General features: G+C 57.6%; 17 protein-coding genes. 8 read left to right on the top strand and 9 right to left on the bottom strand.

The features are described 5' to 3' along the window. Positions 1–266: 266 nt before the first annotated feature. The 7 genes from BAR1_RS05470 to BAR1_RS05440 are packed head-to-tail and all read right to left on the bottom strand — an operon-like array spanning position 267 to position 6,922. The gene (locus BAR1_RS05470; RefSeq protein WP_162891678.1) at positions 267–1,499 is read right to left on the bottom strand and encodes a hypothetical protein; all 1,233 of its coding nucleotides are present in this window, start codon (positions 1,497–1,499) and stop codon (positions 267–269) included. 41 nt (positions 1,500–1,540) lie between these two features. Then, positions 1,541–1,801: a DUF2484 family protein gene (locus BAR1_RS05465; protein WP_118942086.1), complete on the bottom strand. Its 261-nt coding sequence runs from the start codon at positions 1,799–1,801 to the stop codon at positions 1,541–1,543. Further along, positions 1,798–2,049, bottom strand: a complete 252-nt coding sequence (locus BAR1_RS05460; RefSeq protein ID WP_118942085.1) for a DUF2484 family protein — start codon at positions 2,047–2,049, stop codon at positions 1,798–1,800. Before BAR1_RS05460 ends, BAR1_RS05465 begins: the two co-directional genes overlap by 4 nt. Then, a complete protein-coding gene (locus BAR1_RS05455) occupies positions 2,046–3,233 on the bottom strand; it encodes an APC family permease (RefSeq protein ID WP_118942084.1) in 1,188 nt (395 codons plus the stop codon). The genes BAR1_RS05460 and BAR1_RS05455 overlap by 4 nt, the downstream gene beginning before the upstream one ends. A 3-nt stretch (positions 3,234–3,236) precedes the next feature. Beyond that, positions 3,237–4,637: a UDP-N-acetylmuramate--L-alanine ligase gene (gene murC, locus BAR1_RS05450; RefSeq protein ID WP_118942083.1), complete on the bottom strand. Its 1,401-nt coding sequence runs from the start codon at positions 4,635–4,637 to the stop codon at positions 3,237–3,239. Beyond that, positions 4,634–5,752 (bottom strand): UDP-N-acetylglucosamine--N-acetylmuramyl-(pentapeptide) pyrophosphoryl-undecaprenol N-acetylglucosamine transferase, encoded by a 1,119-nt coding sequence (locus tag BAR1_RS05445; RefSeq protein WP_118942082.1) that lies wholly within the window; start codon positions 5,750–5,752, stop codon positions 4,634–4,636. The genes murC and BAR1_RS05445 overlap by 4 nt, the downstream gene beginning before the upstream one ends. A gap of 3 nt (positions 5,753–5,755) precedes the next feature. Next, entirely contained in the window at positions 5,756–6,922 is a 1,167-nt protein-coding gene (locus tag BAR1_RS05440; RefSeq protein ID WP_118942081.1) for a peptidoglycan glycosyltransferase FtsW, read from the bottom strand. 137 nt (positions 6,923–7,059) lie between these two features. On the opposite strand from BAR1_RS05440, the gene BAR1_RS05435 reads away from it, so the two are divergent. Continuing rightward, positions 7,060–8,244: a BaiN/RdsA family NAD(P)/FAD-dependent oxidoreductase gene (locus BAR1_RS05435; protein ID WP_118944354.1), complete on the top strand. Its 1,185-nt coding sequence runs from the start codon at positions 7,060–7,062 to the stop codon at positions 8,242–8,244. Between the two features lie 188 nt (positions 8,245–8,432). Here BAR1_RS05435 and BAR1_RS05430 read toward each other — a convergent pair whose 3' ends face one another. Both BAR1_RS05430 and BAR1_RS05425 read right to left on the bottom strand, forming a co-directional pair. Further along, complete coding sequence (locus tag BAR1_RS05430) at positions 8,433–8,777, bottom strand: hypothetical protein (protein WP_162891677.1); 345 nt, start codon at positions 8,775–8,777, stop codon at positions 8,433–8,435. Positions 8,778–8,868: 91 nt separating this feature from the next. After that, complete coding sequence (locus tag BAR1_RS05425) at positions 8,869–9,522, bottom strand: hypothetical protein (protein WP_118942079.1); 654 nt, start codon at positions 9,520–9,522, stop codon at positions 8,869–8,871. Between the two features lie 214 nt (positions 9,523–9,736). Between BAR1_RS05425 and BAR1_RS05420 the strand changes: the two genes are divergently transcribed. The 7 genes from BAR1_RS05420 (at position 9,737) to tpiA (ending at position 14,699) form a co-directional block, all read left to right on the top strand. Next, the gene (locus BAR1_RS05420) at positions 9,737–11,107 is read left to right on the top strand and encodes a dicarboxylate/amino acid:cation symporter (RefSeq protein ID WP_118942078.1); all 1,371 of its coding nucleotides are present in this window, start codon (positions 9,737–9,739) and stop codon (positions 11,105–11,107) included. A 163-nt stretch (positions 11,108–11,270) separates the two neighbouring features. Further along, on the top strand, positions 11,271–11,636 hold the full coding sequence (locus BAR1_RS05415; protein ID WP_118942077.1) for an SUF system Fe-S cluster assembly protein: 366 nt from the start codon (positions 11,271–11,273) through the stop codon (positions 11,634–11,636). Positions 11,637–11,727: 91 nt separating this feature from the next. Continuing rightward, positions 11,728–12,768, top strand: coding sequence for a cobalamin-independent methionine synthase II family protein (locus tag BAR1_RS05410; protein ID WP_118942076.1), 1,041 nt, complete (start codon positions 11,728–11,730; stop codon positions 12,766–12,768). Between the two features lie 60 nt (positions 12,769–12,828). Next, entirely contained in the window at positions 12,829–13,179 is a 351-nt protein-coding gene (locus BAR1_RS05405; RefSeq protein WP_118942075.1) for a HesB/IscA family protein, read from the top strand. Beyond that, entirely contained in the window at positions 13,179–13,544 is a 366-nt protein-coding gene (locus BAR1_RS05400) for a TfoX/Sxy family protein (RefSeq protein ID WP_118942074.1), read from the top strand. Before BAR1_RS05405 ends, BAR1_RS05400 begins: the two co-directional genes overlap by 1 nt. Then, complete coding sequence (locus tag BAR1_RS05395) at positions 13,541–13,852, top strand: TfoX/Sxy family protein (protein ID WP_118942073.1); 312 nt, start codon at positions 13,541–13,543, stop codon at positions 13,850–13,852. Before BAR1_RS05400 ends, BAR1_RS05395 begins: the two co-directional genes overlap by 4 nt. A 97-nt stretch (positions 13,853–13,949) precedes the next feature. Then, complete coding sequence (gene tpiA / locus BAR1_RS05390; protein ID WP_118942072.1) at positions 13,950–14,699, top strand: triose-phosphate isomerase; 750 nt, start codon at positions 13,950–13,952, stop codon at positions 14,697–14,699. Positions 14,700–14,701: the final 2 nt, after the last annotated feature.

Genomic DNA, 14,701 nt, shown 5'->3' with positions numbered 1-14,701 from the left:
CCACGGTTCTGCTTCACTCCCCACGGGAGGGCGCTTTGGCAACACAGCCTTTGGCAATACCGTTCGCGGCATGTCGGTGTCCCGCCCCCGCGCAAAAATGGCAGCGCCCGACCTGGAGGGCGCCTTTCGCAACGGGTTACATATATGAAACGGTTATGCGGTAACTGCCGCGTTAAATCCGGTTGCCACGTCGCAAAGCGCCCTCCGTGGGGAGGTCGGGCGCTGTCATTTTTGCAAAATGACGGGGGTAATTCGATGGAACGCCCCTATTTCCGTAAACTATTAGCATATTCGATCAACTGCTGGCCAAGTGATACAAGATGCGGGTTTTGCACTGCAATCCAAGCAATCACCCCACGGGCACCCCATTTTCCAAATATTGCGCCACCTTCTTTTGCCGCACTTTTCAATGCAATATCCAAAAGCCCTACGCTGTATTTCAACGCTTTTTTCAATGCGCCGAGTATTGCAACGCCAACCCGCTTCAAAACCGAAGGCGATGGCTCTGGCTTGGACAGCTCTTCTTCGGCCTCTTCCAGAGCATCCCAGATGATTTCTGTCTGCGTAACAACTTCCGCCTCGGCCTCGATCCCCTCTGGCGGATTGTTGTGCCCCATCGGTGCTGCGGTTGCCGTTTGGCGCACTGCGGCCAGTTCCTTGCGCAATGCCTGAACGTCACGCAGCAAACGGTATTTCCCGACAATCCCCGCAATCACCTGATTGTTGATATGCTCCGGTCCCTTTTCCCAATCCTCATCCAGTATCAGGGCGATTTCTTCCAGCATATCCCAATCCGGCTCCCGCCCCTCCAGCGCGTCCTGATACCAGTTGATCCAGAAGGACCAGTCCACCGGCACGACCCCGAGGGTGGTTTCTTCGGATCGGGCGGGGGTGGCGACAGGCAGGGATTGGCGGACCGCATCCCATTCCTTCTGAAACGGGTTTTCACCATCATTCCACAGGGTCGTAGTCACCAATTCGTCCCTGTTTTGCAGCGCATCGCAGTCATTACGAAGTTGTTTCCATAAGGCGGTGGCGATGGCAGTGCGGGAGGTGAAGGGGGAAGCGACGTCGACGCAACTGGCGGCCTTGGCGGAAAATCTAGCGGAAGCGCGAACGTCGTCAAAGGCGGCGATGGTTACAGCACGTCCAGAGGCATCGGCGCCGATAGTGGCAGCGGATGATGTTGTTCCACTAGCGATGGTTTTGCCCATGGCGGTAATAACTGGATTGCGGGAGGTGAGGGCGGCAGCCCTAATTTCAGGGGTTGGCATTTCACGCGCAACCCCTGAAATCAGATTGCAGCGCAAAACAGGCAAGGTCTTCAAATCACGTTTTTTTGCAACATCCGACGTTTCCACCCATTCCCAATACAATGGCAGCACCCTCATTGCTGCCCGATGGGCGATCGTAATTGCAAATATCTTTGTCTCGTATTCGGACCTGTCCAGAAGCCATGCTTCAAGACTCTCTCCATCTTTTATTTCTGATACCTTCACCATCCTCGCACAGTGTCGGATCGAACATTTTCAATCAAGGGTTATTCCGCCCCCTGCCCCTTGACCATCCGCCTTACCCACCGCCCCAGATACACCAGCGGCCAGCGCAATATTGACGCCCCCGCGATCAGGAAGATCATCCCCCACACCGGGCCGTTCTGATAGGTCAGATAGCCCAGCAGGGGCACGCCGATGGCGATCAGGAAATAGGCGCGGCGCCAGTAGTTGTCCTTGCTGGGGATCATCGCCAGCACATTGGCGGCGATCACCCACAGGCAGGCCAGCACAAAGGACAGCGTCATTCCGCCCCCCTGACCCGCCGGATCAGGCGTTTACCCATGTAGAACAGCGGGCGGCGGAACATGGACAGGATGGCTACGCTGGCCGCCAGCACAATCCATCCGCCATGCTGATAACCCAGATAGACCAGCAAAAACGGCGCGGCGGCAAGCAGCACAATGCCCGGCGCGAACTGGCGGCGCATGGGCAGCAGGGCAACGATCGCGGCCAGGATCACCCAAAGGGCGGCGAGAGTCAGCGAGGCGGTCATTGCGAGACCCCGATCGTTGCACCAAATGCCGCCAAAGACGCCAGCATCCCAAACCACGGCACAATCGCGGGCACCCGGAAAGGGGCCACCGGCTGGCGGTATTTCAGGGCGATCAAAGTTGTGTTTACAATGGCGAAAACCAGCAGCAGCGCCATCGAGGTTATTTCGGCCAGCTTTGCCACCGGCAGGGCAAGTGCCGAAATGATAACCGTTGTGCCAATCAGTACGGTGGCCAGAACCGGCGTGCCAAAACGCGGGTGGGCGCGGTGGAACACTGCCAGATATGCTGTGCGTTTTCCCAGCCCGAATAACACGCGGCTGGCCATGACCATTTGCGCAAGCACCCCGTTCAGCGCCGCCGCGACCGCGATCCATGCCATGAATGCGGCGGGGCGACCCGTTGCTACCTCCCAGACCAGCGCCAGGGGCCGGCTGCTTTGAGCTAACCTTTCAACCGGCACGGCGCGGACAGCGGCCAGAGACACCAGCGCATATAGAACAGCCGTGATCCCCAGCGCCATCAATATGGCCCGGGGCATATTGCGCGTAGGGTTTCGGGTTTCTTCGGACATGTTGACCAGATCCTCGAAGCCGATAAAGGCGAAAAAGGCAAATACCGAGGCCCCGATAATTCCCGACCATTGCGGTGGCGGCGGGTTTTGCCAATCGGCCACGGGCACGGCGGTAAATCCGGCCCAGATGATGATCAGCAGGCCCGAGACCTCGATTATGGTCAGAATGGCGGCAAAGCTCAGGCTTTCCAGTGCGCCGATCATGGCAATCAGCATCAAAAGCAGGCCCAGCCCGATCACCGCCACGTCAAAACGCAGAGGTGTGATCGAGGTCAGATAACCAACCCCGCCCCGCAGAACCGCCGCAGCGGCGACAGTTCCGGAAATGACAATGATGGCCCCGACCAGCAGTGCCAGCCAATGCCAGCCAATGCCGGCGTCCACATAGGCGGATTCACCTGCTGCTTCTGGAATGCGTGACGACAATTCGCAATAGGTCAGCGCCGTTGGGGCCACAACCACGGCAGCCAGCAAGAAGGAAACAGGCGCCCATATACCCGCCTGACCGGCCGCAGCCCCAACCAGTACATAGATGCCGGCCCCGACCATGATCCCGACACCATAGACCGTCAGCAGACCAAGTCCGAGCCGGCGTTTCAGGGTATCGGGCATTGGTTATCCTTTCAATCGCTCCGGCAGGGCATTGGCCCAGGCGGATATTGTGCCCGCGCCAAGGCAGATCACCATATCGCCCGGTTTGGCCTGTTCTTTGATCAGAGCGGTCATGGCGTCCTCGTCTTCAATCGCCAGCGCGTGGCGGTGGCCGTGGCGGATCAGGCCTGCGACCAGATCGTCGCGATCCGCCCCTTTGATGGGGTCTTCTCCGGCGGCGAACACGTCCGAGATGCCGACAATATCGGCGTCATTGAAACAGGCGCAGAAATCGTCGAACAGATCGTGCAGGCGGGAATAGCGGTGTGGCTGGTGCAGGGCGATCACGCGCCCTTCGGTCGATTGGCGCGCGGCCTTCAGGGCGGCGGCGATTTCAACGGGGTGGTGGGCGTAATCGTCAATGATGGTCACGCCGTTCACCTTGCCCACACGGGTAAAGCGGCGGTTCACGCCACCGAAATTTTCAAGGGCGGTGCGGATTTCGTCCAGCTTCATCCCCAGATGCCGCGCCACGGCAACGGCGGCCAGGGCGTTGGAAACATTGTGATCCCCGGGCATGGGCAGGATGCAGCCCTTGATCATCCTGTCTTCGGATTGCAGGGCGATGTCGAAATGCGCCATGCCGTCCTTGTAGGTCAGGTTAAGCGCGCGCACATCGGCCTGCGCGTTAAAGCCGTATGTCACCACGCGCCGGTCGGTGATGCGGCCCACCAGCGCCTGAACCTCGGCGTGATCGGTGCAGCAAACGGCCAAACCGTAGAAGGGAATGTTCGAGACAAAATCGTGGAAGCCTTCGCGCAGGGCATCGAAGGTGCCCCAGTGTTCCATATGTTCGGGGTCGATATTGGTCACCACGGCGATGGTGGCCGGCAGGCGGTTGAAGGTGCCGTCGCTTTCGTCCGCCTCGACCACCATCCATTCGCCCCCGCCCATGCGGGCGTTACTGCCATAGGCGTGGATGATGCCACCATTGATCACCGTCGGGTCCAGCCCGCCAGCGTCCAGCAAGGTTGCGACCATAGTTGTGGTGGTGGTTTTGCCGTGGGTGCCAGCGATGGCCACATTGGATTTTAAACGCATCAATTCGGCCAGCATTTCGGCGCGGCGCACCACGGGCAACCCACGTTTGCGGGCTTCGTCCAGTTCCGCGTTGCCGGGTTTGATGGCGGATGAAATCACCACCACTTCGGCGTTTTCCAGATTTTCAGCACTTTGGCCAACGAATATCTTTGCCCCCAGATCAGCCAGACGGTCAGTGATCTTGCTGGCCTTCAGGTCGGACCCCTGCACCTGATAGCCGTGGTTCAACAGCACCTCGGCAATGCCCGACATGCCGATACCGCCGATGCCGACGAAATGGATCGCGCCCACATCAAGGGGCAGTTTGGTGGCGGCGGAATTCATTGGCTGGCTCCTGTATCGGTTGTGCCGGTATCTGCAAGGGTTTCGACCATTTCCACCAACCGTTCGGTGGCGTCGGGTCGCCCGCATTTCAACGCGGCCTGCGCCATATGGTTGGCGGCAATCGGGGTGGTCAGAACGACCTTGATTTGCTTACTTAGAAAATCCGCGTCCAGTTTGGATTCAGGGATCAGGATAGCGGCTTCGGCCTCGACCAGACCACGGGCGTTGGCGGTCTGGTGATCCCCCGTTGCCGCGGCATAGGGGATCAGGATCGAGGGGCGTCCGATCACGGCAATATCCGCCACCGAGGAGGCACCGGCGCGCGAAATGACCAGTTGGGCTTCGCTCATCAATGTCGACACATTATTAAAGAACGGTTTGACCACAGCCACCAGCCCGTGGCTGGCGTAATAGACTTCGACCCGCTTGCGGTCTTCCTCGCGGGCCTGATGGTAGATGCGCAGATAGCCGCGCAGGTCTTCGGGCAGTTTCAGGATTGCTTCGGGCACCACATCGGACAGGATACGCGCACCCTGGCTGCCGCCCATCACCAGGATCGACATCGGGTAATCGCCGGGCGGAATATAGGCGGCACCGGCGCGTTCCAGCACAGCGGCGCGCACGGGGTTGCCGGTGAATGTGCCCTTAACCCCTTTGGGCAGATCGGTGGGCCATGTGCCGCAGGCCACCGCGTTCACCCGTTTGGCAAACAGCCGGTTCACCCGCCCCAAAACACCGTTTTGTTCGTGCAGGATACGCGGACGGCGCAGAATCCAGGCCGCCGATACAGCCGGAATTGACGGATAGCCGCCAAAGCCCACCACCATCGCCGGCTTGTCGCGCATCATCCGCAGGGTGGCCGAGGCAATCCCGCCGAGAATACGGAACGGCACCAGCAGTTTTGCCAGCATCCCGCCACGGGCGAAGGTGGCGGAGGAAATCTCCTCGATCTCGACCACATGGGGAAAGCCGCCGGTATAGCGGGCACCACGGGCATCGGTGGACAGTTTCACCCGCCAGCCCTTGCGCAACATGACCTCGGCCAATGCCTGTGCGGGGAACATATGGCCCCCTGTGCCGCCAGCGGCGATGATCAGAAGGGGTGGTTTTGACATGGATCAGTGTCCCCGACGTGCAAAGTGGTCAATAATTTCGCCCTGTGGCCGTGTGCGGGTAAAGGCCAGCAACATGCCAACCGCAACCCCACCCGCAATCAGCGACGAACCGCCGTAGCTGACAAAGGGCAGCGTCATACCCTTGGCGGGCAGCAGGCGCACGGCAACGCCCATATTGATCATGGCCTGAACGCCGAACATACAGGCAAGGCCCGTTCCGGCCAGCCGGATAAATGTATCGCGCTCTTTCATCAGGCGCAGCAGGGAACGCACGGTGATCACCATATAAAGTGCGATGATGATCAGCACCAGCACAAGGCCGTATTCCTCGGCCGCAACGGCAACGATGAAATCGGTATGCGCATCGGGAAGCGACCATTTCACTTGCCCTTCGCCCACGCCGACCCCGAAAAAACCGCCTTCCTGAATGGCGTTTGTGGCATAGCCCATCTGGGTCGTGGGGTCGATATCGGCCGACAGGAACCCGTCAATCCGCCGCGCAAAATGTTCGGAATTATTATAGGCGAACATGCCGCCAAACACGACCAGACCGGCCATCGACAACAGCAGGAACATCGGCGCGCCGGCGACGAAATACATCACGCCCCAGCCAAACAGCACCAAAGACGCCTGACCGAAATCGGGCTGCATCACCAGAAAACCGACAACCGTTATGGCAATGATAAAGGAATATAACCGCCCGGGTGGCCCGTTGATTTCCTGACTGGCCGACATCAGCCATGCGGCGATCACCACGAAACCGGGTTTCAGGAACTCGGCTGGCTGCACCGACGCAAAGCCCAGCGAATACCAGCGGATCGCGCCTTTGCCAAAATCCGTGCCCAGAAGCGGCAGCATCACCAGCGCCACAAAGGCCCCCAGAAACCCCAGCACCCCCAACCGGCGCACCAGTGACGGGGCCATCATCGAAGTGATCATCATCACCACCAGCGCCATGCCGCCAAACAGCATTTGCCGCTGCACATAGTGAAACGGAGCCAGCCCGTTTTTCGCGGCCAGCGGCGGGGACGCGGCCAGACCCAGCAAAATACCGATGCCGAACAAAATCAGGATTGCGGTCAGGGACCACCTGTCGACTGTCTGCCACCAACGGGGAAGAATGGGGTCGCTACTGCGAACCGGAACTGTTCCATAGACCATTTCTGTCATGGGATATACCGCCTTACTGCCTCAAATACTGCCCGTTTGCCGGGTCTGCCTATCAGTGTAGCGCAATGATTCGCGTGACGCTAGCCCTTTGTTCACAGGGGGTTGCCTCTGGCGGCGCATCGTGGTTGACGGGGGATATGGGCAAGGGTTCGAACAGGTTTGACACCATTATTCTGGGGGCGGGAGCCGCCGGAATGATGTGTGCGGCATATGCCGGCGGGCGGGTTTTGCTGGTTGATCAGGCCCGCGCGGCGGGGGAAAAGATACGCATATCCGGCGGCGGCCGCTGCAATTTCACCAATCTGTATGCCGGGCCCGAGAACTTTATTTCGCAAAACCCCCATTTCGTTAAATCCGCCCTAAGCCGTTATACTCAATGGGATTTTATTGATCTGGTGTCGCGACATGGCATCGCCTCGCACGAGAAAACGCTGGGGCAGCTGTTTTGCGATGAATCCGCCAAACAGATCATCCACATGCTGGTGGCCGAGATGGGCGCGGCCGAGGTGCGGCTGCGGACTACGGTTTCAGCGATCCAGCGCATCGGCGACGGGTTTGAGGTAACGCTTGATACCGGCGAGGTTCTGCGCAGCCGGAATTTCGTTGTCGCCTGCGGCGGCAAGTCGATCCCCAAGATGGGGGCAAGCGGGTTGGGCTATCAAATCGCCGGCCGGTTCGGTCTGCCGGTCACGCCAACCCGCCCTGCCCTTGTGCCGCTGACCTTTGGCGAGATGTTCAAACCGCTGGCCGGTGTGGCGCTGGACGCGCGCGTGTCCTGTGGCGGCGTTTCCTTTGACGAAGCGGTGCTGTTCACCCACCGCGGGTTGTCCGGCCCTGTCATTTTGCAGATCTCATCCTATTGGCGCGAAGGGATGCCGATCACGCTAAACCTGTGGCCCGCCGGCGACCTGCTGGAGCGGCTGCGCGAGCAGCGGCAAAAATCGGGGCGGCGCGATATATCCACCAATCTGGCCGAATGGCTGCCCAAACGGCTGGTCACCTATCTTGCCGCCCTGCACGGCTGGCAGGGCAATCTGGCCGATCATTCCGACGCGGCCCTGGCCGGTATCGTGCAGGCCATCACCGCATGGGAATTGCACCCGACCGGCACCGAAGGCTACCGCACCGCCGAAGTCACCCTTGGCGGGGTAGACACAGACGCGCTATCGTCGAAAACCATGCAGGCCAAAGACGTGGAAGGGCTGTATTTTATCGGCGAGGTGGTGGATGTCACCGGCTGGCTGGGCGGGTTCAATTTTCAATGGGCGTGGTCGTCGGGCTGGGCGGCGGGGGTGGCGATTGCCCACGAGTTGAGAAAATAGACCATGTCGCGCCGAATTGAATTCATCTGGCCTGGCGGCCCCAACTGCATTGTAAGTGTGGCTTCACCCTGATAAAAACAGGCTTGTTTCTGATCAGACGCGACACGCTTTATAACAAAGAACATTTACAGAGAATATAAATGAGAGGGCATAAGCCCTCTCAATAAAATCCTGTCATAAATGATAGCTTATACCGTCAGAGTATCGACCAGAACCCCATCAATAAATACGTCTATCATTGTATAATGAGACATAAACTTGGAAACTGCGGTAACGCGAGCAACTACGTTCCGCCCATTCCAAGTGCCTTTAAATGTCTGGGACGAACCTCCGAACGGCTTCGTGCGCTGCTTGATAACTTGTTCTCTATTAATAAAAAGAACAAACTCTGCGTCAATAAGGCCCGGTGTTGCCTTTGCCAGCAATTCAATTCTTTGACCGTTATATTGGCTCATTTCCGGTACCGATTGCTGGGTACATCCGGCAACAACAAGACCACTACAAAACAGAGTAATTTTTAGTATATTTTTCACTTTTTATCCTTCAGGATTTGTTCAACCGAAGCTTGATAATCCACCAACTTATAACAGTCAACACCGTGATAATTACAACTATTCGCAGATTTCAATCAAACCGCATCGTCCCCAGCGCCCTTGAACCATCAACATAAATGATATCTCCGACTTTGGTCATCCCTGTCGTTTCGGGCAGCGCATTGATGATCGCGATTAGCCCTTCGGTCTCGCCTTCCCCGGCAACCGCAACAACCCGCAGCGCAACGATAGTTCCATCCGCTTCGGCATAACGCCCGATCGCCTCGACCGCCTGGTAGGGGCCGACCTCGGCTTGCCGTGTTACATCGATTTCCGCCTTGTCCGGATCGACAATTGCACCGATGAACCCCTCTTTGGCAACATTGGCCAAGGCCTGCAACAGGTCCCCTTCTACATTCCGGTTCAGGGCAAAGGGAATAAAATGGATGCTTGACCTTAGCCGGTTATCCTCCGTCGCGAAATTATACTTGGCATATCCCGGAACTTCTGGGGCATACAGAACCTTGATGTTTTTGGTCCGGTCGGTCGGAACTGTGAAATGGAACGGTTTTGGCACAGTGACACCATGTTCAGCGGCAAAATCCGCATCTATTTTCTGCGGCACACCGACGACAAGGCCCTCAACCTTTAGCGTGTTTACCTCGACCGTGGTTTGCGCCAAAAGCGGGTTGGCCCATAGCGATATGGCACAAATAGCCGTGCCAAAAATCTTTTTTGGTTTCATAATGATTTCCTTTATTCAATGTATTCGCGGATTCAATGCCTCAACTTTAGGGACCCGAAACAAAAGTTCAATGCAGAATCCGGCAACAATCCCCTGAAACAATCGTAATATTAGTAACACAGTTAACAATACACTTCTGACGTGCGCTTGATCGGTTTCCCCACCTCCCGTAGCCTTTTCCCAATAAAAATAAGTAAAACGGGAGTAAAAGTGGATGTCGGATAGCAAAAAAATGAACCTGACCACCAAGGTGCTACTTGGGATGGCGTTGGGGATTATCCTGGGGTTGATATTCAACCTTTCGGGTATGATGGAAGTCCCGGAAGGGGCCAAAGCGGGCTTTGTGAACCAGTTTGTGGTGAACGGCGCCTTTCATATCGTTGGCAAAATGTTTGTCAACATGTTGAAAATGCTGGTGGTTCCACTGGTGTTCTTCTCGCTTATCTGCGGGGTGACCGGCATTGGCGATATCAGGATGCTGGGGCGTGTGGGGACGAAATCCTTTGCGCTTTATATGCTGACAACCGCGATTGCGATTGCGACAGCGATCCTTATTGCGGCGTCATTGGGCATTGGCGACGGGCTTAATCTGGAAAGCGCGGCCAACTTCACAGGCAAAGATGCACCGCCCCTGTCGCAGGTACTGATCGACATTATTCCGAAGAATCCGGTTGCAGCGATGGCCAATGGCGACATGCTGCCAATCATTTTCTTCTCGATCATGGTCGGGGTCAGCATGCTGATGGTCGGGCACAAGGCCAAACCATTCATCGAAGGGGCCGAGGTTGCCAACGAAATCATGATGAAGATGGTGAATATCATCATGGCACTGGCCCCCTATGCCGTGTTCGCGCTGATTGCCAAAGCGGTTGCAAACCTGGGTCTGGACCTGCTGGCATCGCTTGCCGGTTATGTTCTGGTTCTGGTGGGCGCACTGATGTTCCACCTGTTTGTCACACTGATGATAACACTGAAGGTGTTCTCGGGTCTAAGTCCGATAATGTTCCTGAAGAAAATTCGCAACGTGCAGGTGTTTGCCTTTTCGACCGCATCGTCAAACGCAACCATTCCTGTCACCATGCGCACCGTGACGCAGCGCTTCGGGGTCAACAACTCGGTTGCGTCGTTCACAGTGCCGTTTGGCGCCACGATCAACATGGACGGCACCGCGATCATGCAAGGTGTTGCCACCGTGTTTATCGCCAACGTCTATGGCGTTGATCTGGGGATGGGCGGTTATCTGACCGTGATCCTGATGTCGGTTCTGGCATCCATTGGCACCGCCGGTGTTCCAGGCGTTGGCCTGATCATGCTGTCGATGGTGTTCACTCAGGTCGGCCTGCCCGTCGAGGGTATCGGCCTTGTGCTGGGTGTTGACCGTCTGATGGATATGATCCGCACAGCTGTCAACGTTTCGGGTGACGCCGCTGTTTCCAGCATTGTTGCCAAAAGCGAAGGCAAACTGGATGTCTCGGTGTTTAATGATCCGGATGCCGGCATGCTGGACACGGACGACGCCATCACCATTGATCCGGCCGTCGAAGCCGAAATGGCTGCCGTGGTAGAAGCAACCCACGACAAATAACGACCACTCACTGCAAACCTGAATGGCCCGCGTGATTTATCATGCGGGCCATTTTCATGGCCACCCCTTGCGAATACGCCGCACCCCGATTGCTGCGCTTCCCCTCTGGACGCCCGCGCCTGCAATCCTTATATATTCAGTCAAGTAATCCAAAGAGGGTCCCATGACTGCCGAATCCGATACACCGCTAGAAGGCACACCGCTGATCAAACCGTCCAGCACGGACCATCCGCTGTATGACAAGATCGTCGAGGCCTGCCGCTCGGTCTATGACCCCGAAGTGCCGGTGAACATCTATGATCTGGGTCTGATCTATACGATCGAGATTTCAGACGAGGGCGATGTTCAGATCTATATGTCCCTGACCGCGCCCGGCTGCCCTGTCGCCGGTGAAATGCCCGGATGGATTGCCGATGCGATTTCGCCGCTGGCCGGTGTAAAAACCGTCAATGTCGAACTGGTGTGGGAACCTCAGTGGGGCATGGAAATGATGTCCGACGAGGCCCGCCTTGAACTGGGTTTCATGTAAAAACGACATATTACAGTCGCTATCCTGCTTGCGCGGTCCTATGCCGCGCTTTTAGCGTTCAGGGGAACGCTATGCAAAGGATGACGTGACAATGCCGATCAAAACCACCACCATCGGGGCCTTCCCCAAGCCCGACTATGTGCCGATCAAAGACTGGTTCAAGGTCACCCATGCCGCCGATAGTTATACTGCCGATGTGCTGCAAAACTGGTCGGATTCCCCCGAACACGAACCGGCCTTTGAGCGCGCCACCCGCGCGGCTGTGCAGACCCAGATCGACTGTGGCATCGACATACCGACCGATGGCGAACAGCGGCGCGAGAACTATGTGCATTACCAGTGCCGCTATATGGACGGGTTTGATTTCGACAATCTGGAACACCGTGTGTTGCGCAACGGGGCCTATGAATCCGACCTGCCGGCGATCCGTGGCAAAATCCGCGCTGGCGCCCCTGTGCTGCCGCGCGATTACAAACAGGCGCAATCCTTCTCGGACCGCCCCGTCAAACTGACCCTGCCCGGCCCGATGACCATCATCGGCACCGTGGCCGATTGCTACTACAATGACGATGCCAGACTGGCATTCGATCTGGCCGACGCGCTGAATCAGGAGGTGCTGGCGCTGGCCGATGCCGGATGCATCCACATTCAGGTGGACGAACCCCTGTTCGCCCGCAAGCCCGAGGACGCGGCGGCCTTCGGTTACGAGGCGCTGGAACGGGTGTTCCACGGCGTGCCCGACCATGTGGTGCGCACCGCCCACATGTGTTGCGGCTATCCCGAACATATTGACCAGCCGGATTACCCCAAGGCCGACCACAACGTCTATCACCAGCTGGTCGAGGCGCTGGACGGACGGATTGACGCCCTGTCGATCGAGGATTGCCATTGCCACAGCGACCTGTCGCTGTTCGAAAAGTTCCGCAAAACCACCGCGATTGTCGGCTTTGTCGATATCGCCGTTAGCCGGATCGAAGCGGTGGATCAAATCGCCGAGCGGATGCGCGAGGTTCTGACGATACTGCCACCCGAGCGCCTGATCGCCGCGCCCGATTGCGGATTGGGGTATCTGACGCTGGAACAAACCCGCACCAAGCTGACAAATATGTGTAAAGCGGCGGCAATGGTCTGACGCGGCTTGAGATCACATGCATAATACCCTATATAAAGGGTCAGGAAACAGGAGAACCCCATGTTCGGCATCCCCGGCAAACAGGCGGTCAGCATGACCCCGACCGCAGCGAAACAGATTTCAAAACTGATGGCCGAAAAGGGCCATCAGGGCTTGCGCATCGGCGTCAAGAAGGGCGGCTGTGCGGGGATGGAATACACCATGGACTATGTGGACGAGGTTGATCCGATGGACGAAGTGGTGGAACAGGACGGCGCGCGGGTGATGATTGCCCCGATGGCGCAAATGTTCCTGTTCGGAACCGAAATCGACTACGAGGTTTCCTTGCTGGAAAGCGGCTTCAAATTCCGCAACCCCAATGTGACAGAATCCTGCGGCTGCGGCGAATCCATTAAATTCGCAGAGATGTAGTGTCGACCGACCCCGAATTTCTGGCCCACGCCCGCGATCTGTTCGCGGGCCTTGGCCCGATCAGAACCGGCCGCCTGTTTGGTGGCACTGCCCTTTATATCGATGACGCCATGTTCGCTGTGATCTTTGGCGATGCCTTGTTCATGAAGGTCAACAAATCCTTGGCCGCCGAATATGCAAATGCCGGCTCCGAGCCCTTCCAATACGACACAAAATCCGGCGTGCGTGTCATTCCCGGTCTGGTGTCCATGCCCGAAAGTGCGCTGGACGATCCGGACGAGGCCATGTTCTGGGCCGGAAAATCCATGGTTCCGGCCCAAAAGGCAGCGACCAAACGCACCAAAGCCAAACAGGCCAGAAAATGAGTATCAACGATACCGATATTGCCTTTGTCCACGATATGTTTGACCCGCTGGGCCGGATCACCACCCGCAAAATGATGGGTGGCTTGTCGATCTATTGTAATGGCACCATATTTTCCATGCTGGATCGCGAAGGCACCCTGTATCTAAAGGCCAAAGGCCCCTTTGCCGATGAAATTGCCGCTGCTGGCGCGCGGCAATTCGGTGTAGAGACGGGCGATAAAATGGCCTATTGGACCTTGCCCGACACCGCCAATTACGATCCTGACGCGGTGCTTATCTGGGGGCAAAAGGCGCTGGATGCCCTGTAAGGCGAACGCGTTTACTTGCCGCAGTTACCGCTAACGCCTTGCCATTATGCGCCGATATAGGGCATCAATTACCCCAACCAACAAAGGGATATAGATCATGCGTAAAAAACTTGCCGCCGGAAACTGGAAAATGAACGGCACCACCGCGTCACTGGCCGAGGTCGACGCGCTGCTGGCCGCCCACCCTGCCCCGGGTTGCGAAATCCTGCTGTGCCCGCCGGCCACACTGGTTTCGGCCATGAGCGCGCGGATCGGTGACGGGCCGATCCACACCGGCGGGCAGGATTGCCACGCCGAACCCTCTGGCGCCCACACCGGCGATATTGCCGCCGGTATGCTGGTCGATGCCGGTGCCAGCCATGTGATCCTTGGCCATTCCGAGCGCCGTCAGGACCACAACGAAAGCGACAAGGACGTGCGCAACAAGGCCAAGGCCGCAATTGCGGCCGGTCTGGTCGCTGTGGTCTGCTGTGGTGAATCCGACGCCGAGCGCGAGGCGATGAACACACTGGAAATCATCTCGGGGCAGTTGGCCGGTTCCATCCCCGACAATGTCACCGGCGAAAACCTTGTGGTGGCGTATGAGCCGATCTGGGCCATCGGCACCGGCAAGGTTCCGACGCTGGACCAGATTGGCGAAGTGCATGATTTCATCCGCACCCAGCTAGAGCGCCGCTTTGGCGAAGGCGTGGGCCGCTCGGTGCGCCTGCTTTATGGTGGCTCGGTCAAACCGTCGAATGCAGATGATATCTTTGCGGTGTCGAACGTGGATGGCGCGCTTGTCGGCGGGGCATCGCTAAAGGCTGCGGATTTCAGCGGCATCATTACAGCGCTGGACAACGCTTAATC

The sequence above is a fragment of the Profundibacter amoris genome, assembly GCF_003544895.1.
Lineage (GTDB): Bacteria > Pseudomonadota > Alphaproteobacteria > Rhodobacterales > Rhodobacteraceae > Profundibacter > Profundibacter amoris.
Note: the sequence above shows the minus strand (reverse complement) of the source record. Positions and strands in the feature narration are given on the sequence as shown.